The 17,032-nt window shown below is 65.3% G+C and carries 18 protein-coding genes; 12 read left to right on the plus strand and 6 right to left on the minus strand.

What is annotated here, in order from left to right:
• Nucleotides 1-46: 46 nt before the first annotated feature.
• Nucleotides 47-1,108, plus strand: a complete 1,062-nt coding sequence (gene obgE / locus VRZ08_RS15010) for a GTPase ObgE (RefSeq protein ID WP_414533056.1) — start codon at nt 47-49, stop codon at nt 1,106-1,108.
• A 142-nt stretch (nt 1,109-1,250) separates the two neighbouring features.
• A complete protein-coding gene (gene proB, locus VRZ08_RS15015; RefSeq protein WP_414533057.1) occupies nt 1,251-2,381 on the plus strand; it encodes a glutamate 5-kinase in 1,131 nt (376 codons plus the stop codon).
• Between the two features lie 2 nt (nt 2,382-2,383).
• Here the strand turns inward: proB and VRZ08_RS15020 are convergent, their stop codons facing one another.
• Both VRZ08_RS15020 and VRZ08_RS15025 read right to left on the minus strand, forming a co-directional pair.
• Complete coding sequence (locus VRZ08_RS15020) at nt 2,384-2,563, minus strand: type II toxin-antitoxin system RelE/ParE family toxin (RefSeq protein WP_414533058.1); 180 nt, start codon at nt 2,561-2,563, stop codon at nt 2,384-2,386.
• Nucleotides 2,564-2,669: 106 nt separating this feature from the next.
• A complete protein-coding gene (locus VRZ08_RS15025; protein WP_107353786.1) occupies nt 2,670-2,927 on the minus strand; it encodes a type II toxin-antitoxin system ParD family antitoxin in 258 nt (85 codons plus the stop codon).
• A 122-nt stretch (nt 2,928-3,049) separates the two neighbouring features.
• On the opposite strand from VRZ08_RS15025, the gene VRZ08_RS15030 reads away from it, so the two are divergent.
• The 8 genes from VRZ08_RS15030 (at nt 3,050) to VRZ08_RS15065 (ending at nt 10,955) form a co-directional block, all read left to right on the plus strand.
• The gene (locus tag VRZ08_RS15030) at nt 3,050-4,342 is read left to right on the plus strand and encodes a glutamate-5-semialdehyde dehydrogenase (protein WP_107342421.1); all 1,293 of its coding nucleotides are present in this window, start codon (nt 3,050-3,052) and stop codon (nt 4,340-4,342) included.
• Nucleotides 4,343-4,366: 24 nt separating this feature from the next.
• A complete protein-coding gene (locus VRZ08_RS15035) occupies nt 4,367-4,996 on the plus strand; it encodes a nicotinate-nucleotide adenylyltransferase (RefSeq protein ID WP_346296042.1) in 630 nt (209 codons plus the stop codon).
• Between the two features lie 289 nt (nt 4,997-5,285).
• Nucleotides 5,286-5,663 carry a ribosome silencing factor gene (gene rsfS, locus VRZ08_RS15040; RefSeq protein WP_107346369.1) on the plus strand — a complete coding sequence of 126 codons (378 nt, stop codon included), beginning with the start codon at nt 5,286-5,288 and terminating at the stop codon, nt 5,661-5,663.
• Nucleotides 5,664-5,752: 89 nt separating this feature from the next.
• Nucleotides 5,753-6,235 carry a 23S rRNA (pseudouridine(1915)-N(3))-methyltransferase RlmH gene (rlmH, locus tag VRZ08_RS15045; RefSeq protein WP_414533059.1) on the plus strand — a complete coding sequence of 161 codons (483 nt, stop codon included), beginning with the start codon at nt 5,753-5,755 and terminating at the stop codon, nt 6,233-6,235.
• A gap of 19 nt (nt 6,236-6,254) precedes the next feature.
• On the plus strand, nt 6,255-7,646 hold the full coding sequence (locus tag VRZ08_RS15050; RefSeq protein WP_414533060.1) for a murein hydrolase activator EnvC family protein: 1,392 nt from the start codon (nt 6,255-6,257) through the stop codon (nt 7,644-7,646).
• A complete protein-coding gene (locus VRZ08_RS15055; protein WP_107342424.1) occupies nt 7,643-9,019 on the plus strand; it encodes a S41 family peptidase in 1,377 nt (458 codons plus the stop codon). Before VRZ08_RS15050 ends, VRZ08_RS15055 begins: the two co-directional genes overlap by 4 nt.
• A 149-nt stretch (nt 9,020-9,168) precedes the next feature.
• Nucleotides 9,169-10,410 (plus strand): divergent polysaccharide deacetylase family protein, encoded by a 1,242-nt coding sequence (locus VRZ08_RS15060; RefSeq protein WP_414533069.1) that lies wholly within the window; start codon nt 9,169-9,171, stop codon nt 10,408-10,410.
• Between the two features lie 38 nt (nt 10,411-10,448).
• Entirely contained in the window at nt 10,449-10,955 is a 507-nt protein-coding gene (locus VRZ08_RS15065) for an RNA pyrophosphohydrolase (protein WP_107342426.1), read from the plus strand.
• 136 nt (nt 10,956-11,091) lie between these two features.
• Here VRZ08_RS15065 and VRZ08_RS15070 read toward each other — a convergent pair whose 3' ends face one another.
• Nucleotides 11,092-12,162, minus strand: a complete 1,071-nt coding sequence (locus tag VRZ08_RS15070; RefSeq protein WP_414533061.1) for a glycosyltransferase — start codon at nt 12,160-12,162, stop codon at nt 11,092-11,094.
• A 270-nt stretch (nt 12,163-12,432) separates the two neighbouring features.
• Between VRZ08_RS15070 and VRZ08_RS15075 the strand changes: the two genes are divergently transcribed.
• Together VRZ08_RS15075 and VRZ08_RS15080 are read left to right on the plus strand one after the other, a co-directional pair.
• Nucleotides 12,433-13,380, plus strand: coding sequence for a UDP-glucuronic acid decarboxylase family protein (locus VRZ08_RS15075; RefSeq protein WP_264075071.1), 948 nt, complete (start codon nt 12,433-12,435; stop codon nt 13,378-13,380).
• The gene (locus tag VRZ08_RS15080) at nt 13,377-13,898 is read left to right on the plus strand and encodes an RNA pyrophosphohydrolase (RefSeq protein WP_414533062.1); all 522 of its coding nucleotides are present in this window, start codon (nt 13,377-13,379) and stop codon (nt 13,896-13,898) included. The genes VRZ08_RS15075 and VRZ08_RS15080 overlap by 4 nt, the downstream gene beginning before the upstream one ends.
• Nucleotides 13,899-14,082: 184 nt before the next feature.
• Here VRZ08_RS15080 and VRZ08_RS15085 read toward each other — a convergent pair whose 3' ends face one another.
• The 3 genes from VRZ08_RS15085 to VRZ08_RS15095 form a co-directional block, all read right to left on the minus strand.
• Entirely contained in the window at nt 14,083-14,490 is a 408-nt protein-coding gene (locus VRZ08_RS15085) for a F0F1 ATP synthase subunit epsilon (protein WP_107353794.1), read from the minus strand.
• 111 nt (nt 14,491-14,601) lie between these two features.
• Nucleotides 14,602-16,032: a F0F1 ATP synthase subunit beta gene (atpD, locus tag VRZ08_RS15090; protein WP_107342431.1), complete on the minus strand. Its 1,431-nt coding sequence runs from the start codon at nt 16,030-16,032 to the stop codon at nt 14,602-14,604.
• Between the two features lie 73 nt (nt 16,033-16,105).
• Entirely contained in the window at nt 16,106-16,981 is an 876-nt protein-coding gene (locus tag VRZ08_RS15095) for a F0F1 ATP synthase subunit gamma (RefSeq protein WP_263990155.1), read from the minus strand.
• Between the last annotated feature and the right edge of the window lie 51 nt (nt 16,982-17,032).

Here is a 17,032-nt window from a genome sequence, read left to right on the forward strand (position 1 = left end):
GATCGAAGTGTTGCCGGGCCCCCCGACCTTACGATACGGATGACCCATGAAATTCCTCGATGAAGCTAAGGTTTACATCCGCTCCGGCGACGGCGGGAACGGCTGCGTGGCGTTCCGCCGCGAGAAGTTCATCGAGTTCGGCGGCCCCAATGGCGGCAATGGCGGCCGCGGCGGCGACATCATCGTCGAAGCCGCCGACGGCCTGAACACGCTGATCGATTACCGCTACCAGCAGCACTTCAAAGCGCAGAAGGGCGGCAACGGCATGGGCAGCGACCGCCATGGCGCGGGCGGCAAAGACATCGTGATGAAGGTGCCGGTCGGCACCCAGATCTTCGATGAGGACAAGGAAACACTGATCCACGACTTCACCAAAGTCGGCGAGCGTTTCGTCCTGGCCAAGGGTGGCAATGGCGGCTTCGGCAACGCCCATTTCAAATCTTCGACCAACCGGGCGCCACGCCACGCCAACCCCGGCCTGCCGGGCGAAGAGCGCTGGATCTGGCTGCGGCTGAAACTGATCGCCGACGCAGGCTTGGTCGGGTTGCCGAACGCCGGCAAGTCGACCTTCCTGTCCAAGGTCAGCGCCGCCAAGCCGAAGATCGCGGACTATCCGTTCACGACGCTACATCCGCAGCTCGGGGTGGTGAACAGCGATGGCCGCGAATTCGTGCTCGCCGATATTCCCGGTCTGATCGAAGGCGCCCATGAAGGCGCCGGCCTCGGCGACCGCTTCCTCGGCCATATCGAGCGCTGCCGGGTGCTGCTGCACCTGATCGACGCCACCTGCGAACATGCCGGCAAGGCGTACAAGACGGTGCGCGGCGAACTCGAAGCTTATGCCGAGACGCTGGTCGACAAGATCGAAATCGTCGCGCTGAACAAAATCGACGCGGTCGAACCGGACGAACTCAAGAAGCAGAAGGACCGGCTGAAGCGCGCCGCCAAGAAGACACCGCTGCTGCTATCGAGCGTAACCGGTCAGGGCGTGCCTGAGGCGCTGCGGGCTTTGGTTGCGGTGATCGGCGAAGCGCCGGTCTCGGACAAGGCGATCGGCACCGCCGATAATCCGGCCGAAGCCAAGCCGTGGGCGCCGCAGGACGCCTAAATCCTCCCGTCCGGGCCTCGATCGCGGCAGGTCTGCTGGTCCGTTCGCACGGCTTGCGCGGCCCGTCCTGGTGCTGCAAAACGAGCCTCTTCCTGCCAGTCGCACCGCTTTGCGCACCGCGACGTTGTGATCGATATCTTCCATGGCCAGCCCCAAGCTTCACGATTTCCGCCACATCGTCGTCAAGGTCGGCTCGTCGCTGCTGATCGACTCGGTCGCCGGCGAGGTGCGAGCCGGCTGGCTGACCGCGCTCGCCGCCGATATTGCCGAGCTGCATCGTGGCGGCCGCGACGTGATGGTGGTGTCATCCGGCTCGATCGCGCTCGGGCGCAGCCGGCTGAAGCTGCCGCGCGGCCCGCTCAAGCTCGAGGAAAGTCAGGCGGCCGCGGCAGTCGGGCAAATCGAATTGGCCCGAACTTGGTCCGAAGTGCTTGGCGCCCATGGCATCGGCGCCGGCCAAATCCTGGTGACGTTTCAGGACACCGAAGAACGGCGGCGTTATCTCAACGCTCGCTCGACCATCGCCAAACTGCTGGAATGGCGCGCGGTGCCGGTGATCAACGAGAACGACACCGTCGCCACCACCGAGATCCGCTACGGCGATAACGACCGGCTCGCGGCGCGCGTCGCCACCATGGCGAGCGCCGATCTGCTGATCCTGCTGTCCGACATCGACGGGCTGTACACTGCACCGCCCGGCAGCAATCCGGACGCCACGCTGATTCCCGTAGTGGAAGCGATCACCGCCGAAATCGAGGGCATGGCGGGCGCGGCGGGCTCGGAGCTGTCGCGCGGTGGCATGCGCACCAAGATCGAAGCGGCCAAGATCGCGACCTCCGCCGGCACCCACATGCTGATTGCCTCCGGCAAGATTGATCATCCGCTCAAGGCAATCGCCGAGGGTGGCAAGTGCACCTGGTTCCTGACACCGGCCAATCCCGTGACGGCGCGAAAGCGCTGGATTGCCGGCACGCTGGAACCGAAGGGCACGTTGACGATCGATGCCGGCGCAGTCAGCGCGCTGCGCGCCGGCAAAAGCCTGCTGCCGGCCGGCGTAATCCGGATCGACGGCCAGTTCTCCCGCGGCGATGCGGTGATCGTGCGCGGACCGGACACCCATGAGATCGGCCGTGGCCTCGTCGCTTACGACGCCGAGGATGCCGAGAAGATCAAGGGCCGGTCGTCGCCGGACGTGATGATGATCCTCGGGATCACCGGCCGGGCCGAGATGATCCATCGCGACGATCTTGTGGTCGGGACAGCGCCGGCCTGAATTCATCTGAAATCTTCAGGGGTGATGTCTTGTCGTCCGTGCAGGACACGGATAACAGCCACACCATCTTTCAAGGGAACATAGTACAGCACGTAGCTTCCCGATGGGAAGCTACGTAGTTCCGGTAAGAGCTCCGAGCGCGCTCGTCCCAGCAAAGGCGATTGCGCGAGGATGTCGAACACCTTTTAAATCTGTTCCAGTAACCGATCGGCAGCTTTGATATTGTCGTCGGCAACGAAGCGCCAGATCGCGGCAATGTCGCGCTCGGCCTGCGGACTTTTACGCGCTCTATTGGTCACGTTCCGCAGCCAGCCGCTTGCGGCCTTCGGCTTTGATGCGCTCAAACATATCGCCGACTTCTTCCATCGGCCCGCTGTCCAGCCCCTTCTGGATCTCAGTGCGCAGTGCTTCGAGCTTGGCCTCGCGCGCCTGCATCTGGCGCAGGCTTTCCCGCACGACATCGCCGGCGGTCTCGTAGCGTCCGCTTTCGACCAGACTGTCGACGAACGCCGCAGAGTGCTCGTCGAGGGTGTAGCTGCCGGCCATGGGAGCCTCCTTGAGCAGATTTCAAAAGGATAGGGATCACCCGGTTTCCCTGCAACCGGCTTGGCGTACCGGCGTTTTCCGCCTATTTACATGACGCACCACGGATTTTTCGGGCTCAACCTATGACCGCCTCGCTCAAAGCCATCGACGGCAGCGCCGAACTCACGACGCTGATGACCGACCTGGGTCGGCAGGCCCGCGCCGCCGCGCGGACCCTGGCGCTGGCGCCGCCGGAGCAGAAGAACCGCGCGCTGGAAGCGATGGAGCGGGCTATCCGGGCCGGTGCCGACAAAATTTTGGCGGCAAATGCCGAGGATGTCGCCGATGCGAAAGCGGCCGGTACCACGTCGGCATTCTTGGACCGTTTGACGCTGACGCCCGCGCGCGTTGAAGCGATGGCCGAAGGCATCGCGGTGGTGCGCGGCATCGCCGACCCGGTCGGCACCGTGACTGAAAGCTGGCAGCGGCCGAACGGCATGACCATCGAGCGCGTCCGCGTGCCGCTCGGAGTCGTGGCGGTGATCTTCGAAAGCCGCCCCAACGTTGCGGCTGACGCCGGCGTGCTGTGCCTGAAGTCCGGCAACGCCGTGATCCTGCGTGGCGGCTCGGAGAGTTTTCGCTCGTGCCGTGCGATCCATGACTGCCTGGTGCAGGGTCTGCGCGAGGCCGGGCTGCCGGATGCGGCGATTACTTTGGTGCCGACCCGCGACAGGGCGGCGGTGGGCTTGTTGCTTTCGGGCCTCGATGGAACGGTCGACGTCATCGTGCCGCGCGGCGGCAAGAGCCTGGTGGCCCGCGTCGAAAGCGAAGCGCGGGTGCCGGTGTTCGCGCATCTGGAAGGCGTCAATCACGTCTATGTCGATCGCAGCGCTGATCTCGAGATGGCCAAGTCGATCGTGCTGAACGCCAAGATGCGCCGCACGGGCGTCTGCGGTGCAGCCGAAACGCTACTGATCGATCGCGCGGCCGCTGCGACGCATCTCGCCCCGCTGGTGACGATGCTGATCGACTCGGGGTGCGAAGTGCGCGGCGATCAGGCCGTGCAACAGGTCGATCCCCGGGTAAAGCCGGCGAGCGATGAGGATTGGGATACTGAGTATCTCGACGCAGTCATCGCCGCCAAGCTGGTCGATGGTGTCGACGCGGCGATCGCACATATTCACGACCACGGATCGCATCACACCGATGCGATCGTCGCCGAGGATGCGCAAGCGGCGCAGAAGTTTCTCAGCGAAGTCGATTCCGCGATCGTGCTGCACAACGCATCGACGCAGTTCGCCGACGGCGGTGAGTTCGGCTTTGGCGCCGAGATCGGAATCGCCACCGGCAAATTCCACGCCCGCGGCCCGGTCGGTGCCGAACAGCTGACGACGTTCAAGTATCGCATCCATGGCAGCGGACAGACCCGGCCGTGATGCAGCCGTGCCGCCGAGGCTGAGGTGACGACGGACCTCGCCGCAGCCCGCCGCGCGATTCCGCCGTTTACGCCGGGAATGCGGATCGGCCTGCTCGGCGGCTCGTTCAATCCGCCGCATCTGGCCCATCGCGCGATCAGTCAGTTCGCGCTCAAACGGCTGAAGCTCGATCGGGTGTGGTGGCTGGTATCACCGGGCAATCCGCTGAAAGATATCTCCAGCCTGCGCGAAATCGACGCCCGGGTTGCCGCGGCTCAGGCGATCGCGGATGATCCGCGCATCCAGGTCAGTCGTCTCGAAGCCGTCATCGGCACCCGCTACACTGCAGACACTCTCCGCTATCTGCGCCGGCATTGTCCTGGCGCTCGCTTCGTCTGGATCATGGGCGCCGACAATCTGGCTCAGTTCCATCGCTGGCAGCAGTGGCAGCAGATCGCGGCCGAGGTCCCGATCGCTGTGATCGACCGTCCCCCCACGAGCCTCCGCGCGCTCGCGGCTCCCGCCGCGCAGCGTCTGATGCGAATGCGAATTCCTGCTAACGAAGCGGCGACCCTGGCCGATCGCCAGCCGCCCGCCTGGGTGTTTCTCACCGGGCTGAAATCGCCGGTGTCGTCGACCGCTTTGCGGAACCCTGACGGAAGCTGGAAGACATGATGGTCGCGTTCGCTGGACTCTCGGCGCGGCGCTCCCCACATCGGATGTGTGACTTTTGCGAGACGGCGCGGCGGCGTTTACGGCTCCTGCAAGGCGGCCTGGATTCCACTTTGCTGGAAATTGCTTTAGAATGGCCTGTGGGCGCCGGGAGTCGGCGCCCACGATACAGTGAAAGGAAAGGTCCCTGACCACTTCTGTATTGTCTACGTCGGCTTTGCCGAAATCGGTCGCGGCAAAGGCTTCGCGGTCCGCGTCAACCAGGACTGCGCCAGTACCGACCCCTGAGGCGATCGCGCCGGATGCATCGCAGTTCAAGGCTGCGCCGGATGCGGAAGCGACGCTGCAACTGATCCTCTCCCGCCTCGACGACATGAAGGCGGAGGAGACGGTGACCATCGACCTCCGCGGCAAATCAGCGATGTTCGACTACGTGGTCGTCACCACCGGACGGGTGAACCGTCACGTTGGCGCGATCGCCGAGAACGTCGTCAAGGCCCTGAAGCAGGCCGGCATCGCCGCGCCGCACGTCGAAGGCTTGCCGAACTGCGATTGGGTGCTGATCGACGCCGGCGACGTCGTGTTGCACGTCTTCCGTCCCGAAGTCCGCGAGTTCTACAACCTCGAACGGTTGTGGACCCAAGGTCCGGCGCCGGCGAAGACGCTGTAGTCATCGTAGTCCGTGTGGCGTCGGCGCGGCTGATGACGCGTGTCTGACGGATGAGTAGCGCGGCTCTCGCGCAAAGGGCGCGTGAGCCGATGCGACTATTGATTCTGGCTGTCGGGAAGCTGAAACAGGGGCCGGAGCGCGAGCTCGCCGAGCGCTATCGTGCGCGGTTCGACGACCTCGGCCGCAAGCTCGGCTTCCGCGGCCTCCATGTCCATGAAATTGCCGAAAGCCGCGCCCGCGAGGCGCCGGCCCGGATGGCGGAAGAAGCCGCTGCGATTATCGCTCAGGTGCCGGATGGCGCCGTGCTGGTCACCCTCGACGAGCGCGGGCAGAGCCTCGGCAGCACCGCCTTCGCCGCTCAGCTCGGCCGCTGGCGGGACGAGCAGGTGCCCGGTACTATTTTCGTGATCGGCGGAGCAGACGGACTTTTGCCTGAATTGCGGCGCAAGGCAAAGCTGAGCATGTCGTTCGGGGGGGCGACATGGCCGCACCAAATGGTTCGCGTGATGCTGCTGGAGCAGATCTATCGGGCCGCGACGATTTTGGCGGGACATCCTTACCATCGTGCGTAACCAACGCCGTAGCGAACCGATGCATGCACCGCGCAACACGGCTGCGAGGCACACTGCGGCTGCCGGCTCCTGGCGGCCAGCGGTGCTATTGTCCGCCGGGCTCGCTGCAGGCCTGTGGGCAGGCGACTTGGCGCGCCCGAACGGGGCGCTGATCTCCTCTGCGAAGGCCCAGACCGCCCCGGCCGCCACGACGGCGGCGCCGTCGATGGCGGACCTGATCAAGCAGCATGAGCAGGAGCTGGAAGCGGCGCGGGCGCAGCAGAAGAGCGCCGCCGAGCAGCAGGACAAGCTCAAGGCCGATCTGGCGGCGATCGGCGCCGACCGCACGAAGCTGAATCAGGAACTGATCGACGTCGCCGCCAAGGTGCGGGCGGTCGAAACCCGCATCAGCGACGCCGAAGCGCGCCTGCGCCCGCTCGACGCGCGCGAGGCCGAAATCCGCGCCTCTCTGGACGCCCGCCGCGGCGAGATCGGCGAGGTGCTGGCCGCCCTTCAGCGCGCCGGGCGCCGCGCCCCGCCCGCACTGCTGGTGCGCCCCGAAGACGCACTGGAGTCGCTGCGCACCGCGATCCTGCTCGGCGCAGTGGTGCCGGAGCTGCGGACCCGCGCGGAGCGTCTCGCCATCGATCTCGGCGAACTGATCGCGGTACGCCAGAAGATCGCCGCCGAGCGAGACCAGCTCGCCGCCGACCGCAATAACCTGACCACCGACCAGACCCGGCTCGCCGCCTTGGTCGAAGAGCGGCAGCGGCAACAAAGTACGGTCGAAAAGGACATGGAGGCCGAGCGCGGCCGGGCGCTGACGCTGTCGCGCCAAGTCGACAGCCTCCAGGGCCTGATTGCCAAGATGGAGCAGGACCTCAAGAGCGCCGCGAAGGCTGCGGCCGCCGCCGATCAGAAGGGCGCTCCGGCTGCCGGCAAGGCCAACCTGGCGGCGCTGAAGGACCCCGGCCGGCTGAGCCCGGCGATCGCGTTCGCTTCCGCCAAGGGCATGCTGCCGCTGCCGGTCAACGGCACCAGGATCCGCGAATTCGGGCGCCCCGACGGGGTTGGCGGCGTCGAGCGCGGCATCTCACTGGCGACGCGCGCAGGCGCCCAGATTACAACACCTTGCGATGGCTGGGTGGTCTATGCCGGGCCGTTCCGCTCCTATGGACAACTCTTGATCCTCAATGCCGGTGGCGGGTATCATGTCCTGATCGCCGGGATGGAGCGCATTTCAGTCAATATCGGGCAGTTCGTGCTCACGGGAGAGCCGGTCGCGACCATGGGTTCGACCTCGCGGGTCGCCTCGATCCTCGCGGCCAACGCCAGTCAGCCCGTGCTCTACGTCGAGTTCCGTAAAGACGGCACTCCCATCGATCCAGGCCCATGGTGGGCCGCAAATGAAGGCGAGAAGGTTCGCGGATGATGCGCAAGACTTCGGTAATCCTCCTCAGCGCCGTCACCGGTGCCGCGCTGACACTTTTCGTCACCCAACCTCGCACGATGCTGATGGGCGCCACCGCCCGCGCCGCCACCTCCGACACCTACCGCCAGCTCAACCTGTTCGGCGACGTGTTCGAGCGGGTGCGCAGCGACTACGTCGAGAAGCCCGACGATTCCAAGCTGATCGAATCCGCCATCAGCGGCATGCTGGCCGGTCTCGATCCGCACTCCAGCTACATGGATGCCAAGAGCTTCCGTGACATGCAGGTGCAGACCCGCGGCGAATTCGGCGGTCTCGGCATCGAAGTCACCATGGAAGACGGCCTGATCAAGGTGGTGTCGCCGATCGACGATACTCCGGCGTCGAAGGCCGGCATCCTGGCCAACGACATCATCACCAATCTCGACGACGAGGCGGTGCAGGGCCTGACCCTGAACCAGGCGGTCGAGAAGATGCGCGGCCCGGTCAATACCAAGATCCGGCTGAAGATCGTCCGCAAGGGCCAGGACAACCCGATCGAAGTCACGCTGGTGCGCGACAACATCCGCGTCCGCTCGGTGCGCGCGCGCGTCGAAGACAGCGACATCGGCTACATCCGCATCACCACCTTCAACGAGCAGACCACCGAAGGGCTCAAGAAGGAGATTGCGAACCTCACCAACCAGATCGGCGCCGATAAGCTGAAGGGCTTCATCCTCGATCTGCGCAACAACCCGGGCGGTCTGCTCGAGGAAGCGGTGACGGTGTCGGACGCGTTCCTGGATCGCGGCGAGATCGTCTCGACCCGCGGCCGCAATGCCGAAGAGACCCAGCGCCGCTCCGCCCATGCGGGCGACCTCACCAAGGGCAAGCCGGTGATCGTTCTGGTCAACGGCGGCTCGGCCTCCGCGTCGGAAATCGTCGCCGGTGCGCTGCAGGATCACAAGCGCGCCACCGTGGTCGGCACCCGTTCGTTCGGCAAGGGCTCGGTGCAGACCATCATTCCGCTCGGCTCCGGCAACGGCGCGCTGCGGCTGACGACGGCGCGCTACTACACGCCATCGGGCAAGTCGATTCAGGCCAAGGGCATCACTCCGGATATCGAAGTGATGCAGGACGTGCCGGCCGACCTCAAGGCCCGGACCGACACCAAGGGCGAAGCCTCGCTGCGCGGCCATCTGAAGGGCGCCGACGGGGACGAGAAAACCGGCTCGCAGTCCTACGTGCCGCCGGAAGCCAAGGACGACAAGGCGCTGAAGGCCGCCGCCGATCTGCTGCACGGCATCAAGGTCAACGCTTCGGCTCCGGCCGACAAGCAGACCACCGGCGACAAGGCTGCAATCGACAAGCCGGCGGGCAACAAGGCAGCGAACTGATCGCTCGGCTCAAGGTTGATTACCTGCTGAAAGGGCGGCCTGCGGGCCGCCCTTTTTGCTGCGCGGCCCGTCCTGACACGGCGTCCCTCGGCGGTCTCCGGCTGTGTCGTGCTATCGTCGCCTGCGACTGATTCGGGAGATCGTTGGCAGTGGCGGCGGACGAACTAAGCACCCCGCTGGGTCAGAAGCGGAACCGGTGGCAACGGCTGCGCCATTACCGGCTGCCGTTCAACGCCACCCAAGGGGTGGCGGCGCTGCTCGGCCTGTTCTTGCTGGTGTTCCTTGGCTTCGCGCTATTCGGCAATGATCCCTTTGGCGGCGAGCCGGTGGTGCGGGTCGAGATCAAACCAAGCCCCGAAGAAGCCAAGCAAGCCACCGCCGAGGCCGGCAAGGATCAAAGCGGCAAGCCGGAGAATGCTCCGCCGGCTGCCGCCGAGAAGAAGGATGCCGCTGAGCCGAAAGATGCGGCCGCCGGTCAGAAGACCATCACCATCATCGACGGCTCCAAGGGCACGCGTCAGGACGTCGTGGTCGGGACTGACAGCGCCGACAAGGGCGAGCCTCCGGCAGGACCAGCGACCTCAGACGGCATCAATCCGAAGCTGCTGGAGCAATCGCGCTACGGCATGATCCCGGTGATGGCCGGCGGGCTGAAGCCGTTCTCGGCCTATGCGATGACAACCGATGCCGATCGCGCCAAGGCCGAGCGGATGCCGACGGTGACGATCGTGGTCGGAGGGCTCGGCATCGGCGCGGCCCGCACCAACGATGCGGTGATGAAGCTGCCGGCCGCGGTGGCGCTGGCGTTCACACCCTACGGATCGGACCCGGGCAAGCTGGCGACCGAAGCGCGGACCAAGCGCCACGAAGTCATTCTGCAGATTCCGATGGAGCCGTTCGATTATCCGGACAACGACCCCGGACCGCAAACGCTGCTGACCTCCAGCGCACCGGAGCAGAATCTCGACCGCCTGAATTGGCATCTCAGCCGGATCCAGGGCTATGTCGGCCTGTCGAACTTCATGGGCGCGCGGTTCGTCGCCACCGAGCCGGCGATGCAGGCGGTGATCCGCGACGCCGCCAAGCGGGGGCTCGGCTATCTCGATGATGGCACCGCGCCGCGCAGCGTCGCCGGAACGCTGGCGAAATCGCTCGCGATCCCATTCGTGCGGGCCGATCTCACGATCGATCAGGTGCCGGCCGGCGCCGATATCGACAAGGCGCTGGCGCGGCTGGAGGGCATCGCCAAGGAACGGGGCAGCGCGGTCGGCATGGCTTCTGCGCTTCCGGTGACGATTGAACGAATTGTCAACTGGAGCAAGAGCTTGGAGAGTCGCGGGATCCTCCTGGCGCCATTGACAACGGCGATGCTGAAATCAAAATCAAGTTGAGTCACCCCAACCTCGGGGATGCGGAAGGCACAGACGGAATGGCCCGCTACGAAGACCTGCCCTATCGAACCTGCGTCGGCGTGATGCTGATCAACCGGGAGGGTCTCGTCTTCATCGGGCGCCGCACCGGCGGCATCGAACATGTCGACGACACCCACGTCTGGCAGATGCCGCAAGGCGGCGTCGATCCCGGCGAAGACACCTGGGAAGCCGCCAAGCGCGAGCTTTATGAAGAAACCAGCGTCCACTCGGTCGAGAAGCTCGCCGAGGTGCCGGACTGGCTGATCTACGATATCCCCCGCACCGTGGCCGGCCGCGCCTGGAAGGGTCGCTATCGCGGCCAGCGCCAGAAATGGTTCGCGGCCCGCTTCACCGGCGCGGACTCCGAGATCAACGTCGTCCACCCCGGCGGCGGCCACAAGGCGGAGTTCACCAGCTGGCGCTGGGAGCCGATGCACAATCTTCCGGAGCTGATCGTGCCGTTCAAGCGGCCGGTCTACGAGCGCGTCGTCAAGGAATTCTCGCAGCTCGCCGCGGCGGTGTAGGCTTCAAGTCTACGAAACGCGCAACTCGCCGTCATGGCCGGGCTCGTCCCGGCCATTCACATCTTCGGAGCGCGCGAACGCCGCAAGGCGGGGATGCCCGGGACAAGCCCTGGCATGACGAGGTGAGCTCAATCGATCACCGCGCCGCCATCGCGGTCTGCAGGATATGATCGCAGTGCGCTTTCACGGTGTGGTGGGCGAAGACGTGGTCGCGCGCAGCCAGCGCCATGCGGCGCAGCTTGTCCTTGTCCGCCAGCGCTGAGGTGACGGCGCGCTCCAGCCCGCCCGGTTCGATGTCGTAGTACACCCCGTGCTGCCCCGACAGCAGCGGCGCGTAGCGCAGGATGGTCGGGTTGTTCATCAGCGGCACCGACTGCACGATCGGCGCTTCGTAATGCCGGTAGCAGTCCCAGCCCATACCCTCAGGCGACCACGCCAGCCAGGAATGCGACATCCGCTCCATGAAGGCGTCGTAGGGCAGTCGCTCGGTCGGCTGATCGATCCGTACACCTGCCGCCCGCAGCCGCTCCAGCTCCGGCAGACCGTCGCGCCGCACCGTGGAATTGCCGTCGACCGAGCCGATGAAGAAAATGTCGTGTGTCTTCTCCGGAAACGGCGCGTCCCGCCAACGTGCGTCGAACCGGAATTGCGGCAGCGAGATCGGCTGCAGCTTGTCGATCCGGCGCTGCCACTTCTCGCTGCGGCGATAGCGCAGCGTCGGCAGATGCGGATGCACGGTGCCGGCCAGCGCCTGCCATTTGTCGCACGGCAGCTCGCGCTTGAAATACGCCTTCGCCTGGTCGAGCAGGAAGACGCTGCTCTTCGAGATCGCGAAGTGATCGTCCATCTCGACCGCGACCACCGGCACGGGCGACTTCACCCAGCGGAACACGCTGGGGCCGAATTGGCGGGTCAGCGCGGCCCATGGATTGGTCGGGGTGTAGAAGATGCCGCGCGCCCAATAGCGCGGGTGCCAGGGCGAATAGCGCAGGCTGTTCACCACCACGACGTCGTATTCGCCGCGGCCAGCGGCGCGCAGTTCGCGCAGCACGCGGTCCGGCGTCGAGAAGCCGTCGAGCCTGCCGAAATCATCGGTCAGCTTGGTCCAGGTCCACAGGCAGGTGGTGCGCTCTGGATATTGCAGTTTGAAATAGCCGCCGCCGATCTCGAGGATGCGGAGCTTGGAGGTATCGACGGGCGTGGTCATGAATTGAATTCGCCTGACGCAAGTCGCAGCAGGCGCCGCGCCGCCCGCGTGGGTCGGCGACACCACCGGGACGGCGGTCGCCGCAACCGGTGGCAGCCGCTCGCAGCGGCGAGCCACGGTTTCGGCGCTTGCCTAGCATGGGGTTTCTTGCCATTCAATGCGGCGGAAAACGGCCGACGCGACCGCGTCTGGCCGCGCGTTTCGAGCCAAATGGGCACCCGTTCCCGCGACTGAGGCGCGTCCGAACCCGCCCCTGTCCAGGACCCAGCGATGCGATTGTCCCGACGAATTCTCGTGAGCGGCGGCGCCGGCTTCATCGGCTCGCACCTGTGCGACAAGCTGTTGGCCGAAGGCCATGAAGTTCTGTGCGTCGACAATTATTTCACCGGCTGGCGGCGCAACATCGAACACCTGGTCGGTACGCCCCGATTCGAGGTGATGCGCCACGACGTCACCTTCCCGCTCTATGTCGAGGTCGACGACATCTACAATCTCGCGTGCCCGGCTTCGCCCGTGCACTACCAGCACGATCCGGTGCAGACGTTGAAGACGTCGGTGCACGGCGCCATCAACATGCTGGGCCTCGCCAAGCGTACCCGCGCCAAGATTTTCCAGGCCTCGACCAGCGAGGTTTACGGCGACCCCAACGTGCACCCGCAGCCCGAGAGCTATTGGGGCCACGTCAATCCGCTCGGCATCCGCGCCTGTTACGACGAGGGCAAGCGCGCGGCCGAGACGCTGTTCTTCGACTATCACCGTCAGCACAAGGTGAAGATCAAGGTCGCGCGAATCTTCAATACCTACGGGCCGCGGATGCATCCCAACGACGGTCGCGTGGTGTCGAACTTCATCGTCCAAGCGCTGTCCGGCAACGACATCACCATCTACGGCGACGGCAGCCAGACGCGATCGTTCTGCTACGTCACCGACCTGCTCGACGGCTTCGCCAGGCTGATGGCGAGCGGCGATGAGTTCATCGGACCGGTGAATCTCGGCAATCCGGTCGAGTTCACCATTCGGCAGCTCGCCGAGATGGTGATCGAAATGACCGACTCGAAGTCGAAGCTGGTGATGATGCCGCTGCCGTCGGACGATCCGCGCCAGCGCCAGCCCGACATCTCGCTGGCCCGCCGCGAGCTGGGATGGGAGCCGAAGGTGCCGCTCGCCGACGGCCTCAAGGAGACCATCGGCTACTTCCGCGCCCTGATGGCGTCGTGACCAAGCGCCCGCCCGTCGAGTCTCTCCCGTATCGCCGCAACGTCGGCATCGCGCTGTTTGGCAGCGACGGCCGCGTTCTGATCGGGCGACGGTTTCGCGACGACGGCCCGGAGATCATTCTGCCGGGCCTCGAATGGCAGATGCCGCAAGGCGGCATCGACGAAGGCGAGGAGCCGCGGATCGCTGTGATGCGCGAACTCTGGGAAGAGACCGGCGTGACCAACGCCAAGATCCTCGGCGAGACAGATTGGGTCAGCTACGACTTCCCGCCTTACGACGGCCCAGCCCACCGCCTCGCCGTGTTTCGCGGTCAGCGCCAGAAATGGTTCGCGCTGCGCTTCACCGGCAGCGAGGCCGAGATCGATCCGCTCGCCGTCCGCAACGGTATGCCGCCGGAATTTGACGCCTGGCGCTGGGAGCGCCTCGATCGCGTCGCCGATCTCGTCGTACCGTTCCGCCGCGAGGTGTATCGCGAGGTTGCGCGGAGTTTTTCGCGGTTTTCCGCCGCTCAAGCTTAGCTGCGGCGCCTTCTTCACTACCGTACGTCATGCGCGGGCTTGACCCGCGCATCCATCATTCTTGGGAAACAGATGGATTGCCGGGTCAAGCCCGGCAATGACCACTGTGTAGAGCGCCGCCTCAAAAGCAAATGGCCGGGACGATGCCCGGCCATTCGAAACTTCAGAACACTCGGTCGCGACGTCAGTGCATCGCAGTGGTGTTGAGCTCGTGCTGGATGCTCTTGAAGTGGTCCAGGCGCTCGATCGCGCGGTCCAGCTCGTCGCCGACCTTGCCGGGGATCTGCTGCTCCATCGTCTGGATGGTCGCGGCGAAGTCCTGCAGATCCACGTCCGGCGCCGCAGTGGCGACATCAGCCAGGACGGTGAGGCCCTTGTCGGACACTTCGGCTATGCCGCCGAGGACCACGATCTTCTGCTTGTTGGCGCCCGCCGTCACGGTGAGGATGCCGGGACGGATTACCGCCACCACCGGCGCGTGACCGGCGAGAACGCCGAAGTCACCCTCGGCGCCCGGAATGTCGACCTGATCGACTTCGCCGGAGAAGGCGATCTTTTCGGGCGAAACCAGATCGAAGTGGAAGGTGGACATGCTCGCTGCTCTCTCTGCGGTCACCCGCGGGCTCGACCCGCGGGTCCATCAGGAAACGATTTGAGTCGATGGATGGCCGGGTCAAGCCCGGCCATGACGTGCTCTCTCGGCTCAGGCCGCCTCGGCGGCGAGCTTCTTGCCCTTCTCGACCGCTTCTTCGATGGTGCCGACCATGTAGAACGCCGCTTCCGGCAGGTGGTCGTACTTGCCTTCGCAGATCGCGCGGAAGCCCTTGATGGTGTCGACGAGGTCGACGAACTTGCCCGGCGAGCCGGTGAACACTTCGGCGACGAAGAACGGCTGCGACAGGAAGCGCTCGATCTTACGGGCGCGGGCCACGGTCAGCTTGTCCTCTTCGGACAGTTCGTCCATGCCCAGGATGGCGATGATGTCCTGCAGCGACTTATACTTCTGCAGGATCTGCTGAACCATGCGCGCGGTGGTGTAGTGCTCTTCACCGACGATCGAGGCGGACAGCATGCGCGAGGTCGAGTCGAGCGGGTCCACCGCCGGATAGATGCCCTTTTCCGAGATCGCACGGTTGAGCACGGTGGTGGCGTCCAAGTGGGCGAACGAGGTCGCCGGCGCCGGGTCGGTCAAGTCGTCGGCCGGAACGTAGATCGCTTGCACCGAAGTGATCGAACCCTTGGTGGTGGTGGTGATGCGCTCCTGCAGCGCGCCCATGTCGGTCGCGAGCGTCGGCTGATAACCCACCGCCGACGGGATACGGCCGAGCAGCGCCGACACTTCCGAGCCGGCCTGGGTGAAGCGGAAGATGTTGTCGACGAAGAACAGCACGTCCTGGCCCTGGTCGCGGAAGTGCTCGGCGACGGTCAGACCGGTCAGGCCGACGCGGGCGCGGGCGCCCGGCGGTTCGTTCATCTGGCCGTACACCAGGGCGCACTTGGAGCCTTCGCCGCCGCCCTTCTTGTTGACGCCGGATTCGATGAACTCGTGATAGAGGTCGTTGCCTTCGCGGGTGCGCTCGCCGACGCCGGCGAACACCGAGTAACCGCCGTGGGCGCGGGCGACGTTGTTGATCAGTTCCTGGATCAGCACAGTCTTGCCGACGCCGGCGCCGCCGAACAGGCCGATCTTGCCGCCCTTGGCGTAGGGCGCGAGCAGGTCGACGACCTTGATGCCGGTGACGAGAATTTCGGCTTCGGTCGACTGGTCGGTGTAGGCCGGGGCTTCCTGGTGGATGGCGCGGAGGCCTTCCGACTTGATCGGGCCCTGCTCGTCGACCGGCTCACCGATCACGTTCATGATGCGGCCGAGCGTGCCGTCGCCGACCGGCACCGAGATCGGCGCGCCGGTGTCGGTGACTTCCTGGCCGCGAACCAGACCTTCGGTGGTGTCCATCGCGATGGTGCGGACGGTCGATTCGCCGAGGTGCTGCGCAACTTCGAGCACCAGGCGGTTGTCGCCGTTCTTGGTTTCGATGGCGTTCAGAATGGCCGGCAGATGCCCTTCGAACTGAACGTCGACGACGGCGCCGATCACCTGCGTGATGCGTCCGGTCTGATTGGCGGGTGTAGCCATTTCAACTGTCTCCCTGAAGTCCGAAAACCCGTCCACGGTCGATCGACCGGACGTAAAACCTTGTGAAGTCGCGTCAGATCGCCTCGGCGCCCGAGATGATCTCGATCAGTTCCTTGGTGATCATCGCCTGCCGGGTACGGTTGTAGACCAGCGTCTGCTTGCGGATCATCTCGCCGGCGTTGCGGGTGGCGTTGTCCATCGCGCTCATCTGCGCGCCGTAGAACGACGCGTTGTTCTCGAGCAGAGCGCGGAAGATTTGCACCGCGAGATTGCGCGGCAGGAGACCCGAGAGGATCTCGTCCTCTTCCGGCTCGTATTCGTAAGAGGTCGCCACCGCGCCTGCAGCGGGCGCCGCCACTTCCAGCGGGATCAATCGCTGGGCGGTCGGGATCTGCGAGATCACCGACTTGAAGCGCGAGTAGAACAGCGTGCAGACGTCGAACTCGCCGGCGTTGAAGCGGGCGATCACCTTCTGGGCGATGTCCTCAGCGTTGACGAAGCCGATCTGACGCACCGAGCGCAGCTCGACATTGTCGATGATCTGCTTCTCGAAGTTGCGGCGCAGCTGCTCGTACCCCTTGCGGCCGACGCAGAAGAACTTGACGGTCTTGCCTTGGCTCATCAGCTCGAGCGCGCGCTCGCGAGCGAGGCGGACGATCGAGGAGTTGAACGCACCGGACAGGCCGCGTTCGCCGGTGCACACCAGCAGCAGGTGAACCTGGTCCTTGCCGTTGCCGGCCAGAAGCACCGGCGCGCCGGGCGAGCCCGCTGCGGCACCGGCAATATTCGAGATCACCGCTTCCATCTTCTCGGCGTAGGGCCGCGCTGCTTCCGCCGCCATCTGGGCGCGGCGCAGCTTCGAGGCGGCCACCATCTGCATCGCCTTGGTGATCTTCTGCGTCGCCTTCGTCGAGGCGATGCGGACGCGCATGTCTTTAAGTGAAGCCATTCTCAGTCCACCCCGGCGATCTGACCTGTGATCCGACCGCGAACCTCACAT

The organism is Rhodopseudomonas sp. G2_2311, assembly GCF_047501505.1.
In the GTDB taxonomy this organism is placed as follows: Bacteria; Pseudomonadota; Alphaproteobacteria; order Rhizobiales; family Xanthobacteraceae; genus Rhodopseudomonas; species Rhodopseudomonas palustris_H.

What these genes read in the sequence shown, in the direction of transcription:
- atpD (WP_107342431.1), bottom strand. Translation starts at nt 16,032, where the DNA reads ATGGCTACACCCGCCAATCAGACCGGACGCATCACGCAGGTGATCGGC.
- VRZ08_RS15070 (WP_414533061.1), bottom strand. Translation starts at nt 12,162, where the DNA reads ATGACCACGCCCGTCGATACCTCCAAGCTCCGCATCCTCGAGATCGGC.
- rlmH (WP_414533059.1), top strand. Translation starts at nt 5,753, where the DNA reads ATGCGACTATTGATTCTGGCTGTCGGGAAGCTGAAACAGGGGCCGGAG.
- VRZ08_RS15030 (WP_107342421.1), top strand. Translation starts at nt 3,050, where the DNA reads ATGACCGCCTCGCTCAAAGCCATCGACGGCAGCGCCGAACTCACGACG.
- VRZ08_RS15065 (WP_107342426.1), top strand. Translation starts at nt 10,449, where the DNA reads ATGGCCCGCTACGAAGACCTGCCCTATCGAACCTGCGTCGGCGTGATG.
- VRZ08_RS15085 (WP_107353794.1), bottom strand. Translation starts at nt 14,490, where the DNA reads ATGTCCACCTTCCACTTCGATCTGGTTTCGCCCGAAAAGATCGCCTTC.
- obgE (WP_414533056.1), top strand. Translation starts at nt 47, where the DNA reads ATGAAATTCCTCGATGAAGCTAAGGTTTACATCCGCTCCGGCGACGGC.
- VRZ08_RS15025 (WP_107353786.1), bottom strand. Translation starts at nt 2,927, where the DNA reads ATGGCCGGCAGCTACACCCTCGACGAGCACTCTGCGGCGTTCGTCGAC.
- VRZ08_RS15050 (WP_414533060.1), top strand. Translation starts at nt 6,255, where the DNA reads ATGCATGCACCGCGCAACACGGCTGCGAGGCACACTGCGGCTGCCGGC.
- proB (WP_414533057.1), top strand. Translation starts at nt 1,251, where the DNA reads ATGGCCAGCCCCAAGCTTCACGATTTCCGCCACATCGTCGTCAAGGTC.
- VRZ08_RS15055 (WP_107342424.1), top strand. Translation starts at nt 7,643, where the DNA reads ATGATGCGCAAGACTTCGGTAATCCTCCTCAGCGCCGTCACCGGTGCC.
- VRZ08_RS15095 (WP_263990155.1), bottom strand. Translation starts at nt 16,981, where the DNA reads ATGGCTTCACTTAAAGACATGCGCGTCCGCATCGCCTCGACGAAGGCG.
- VRZ08_RS15075 (WP_264075071.1), top strand. Translation starts at nt 12,433, where the DNA reads ATGCGATTGTCCCGACGAATTCTCGTGAGCGGCGGCGCCGGCTTCATC.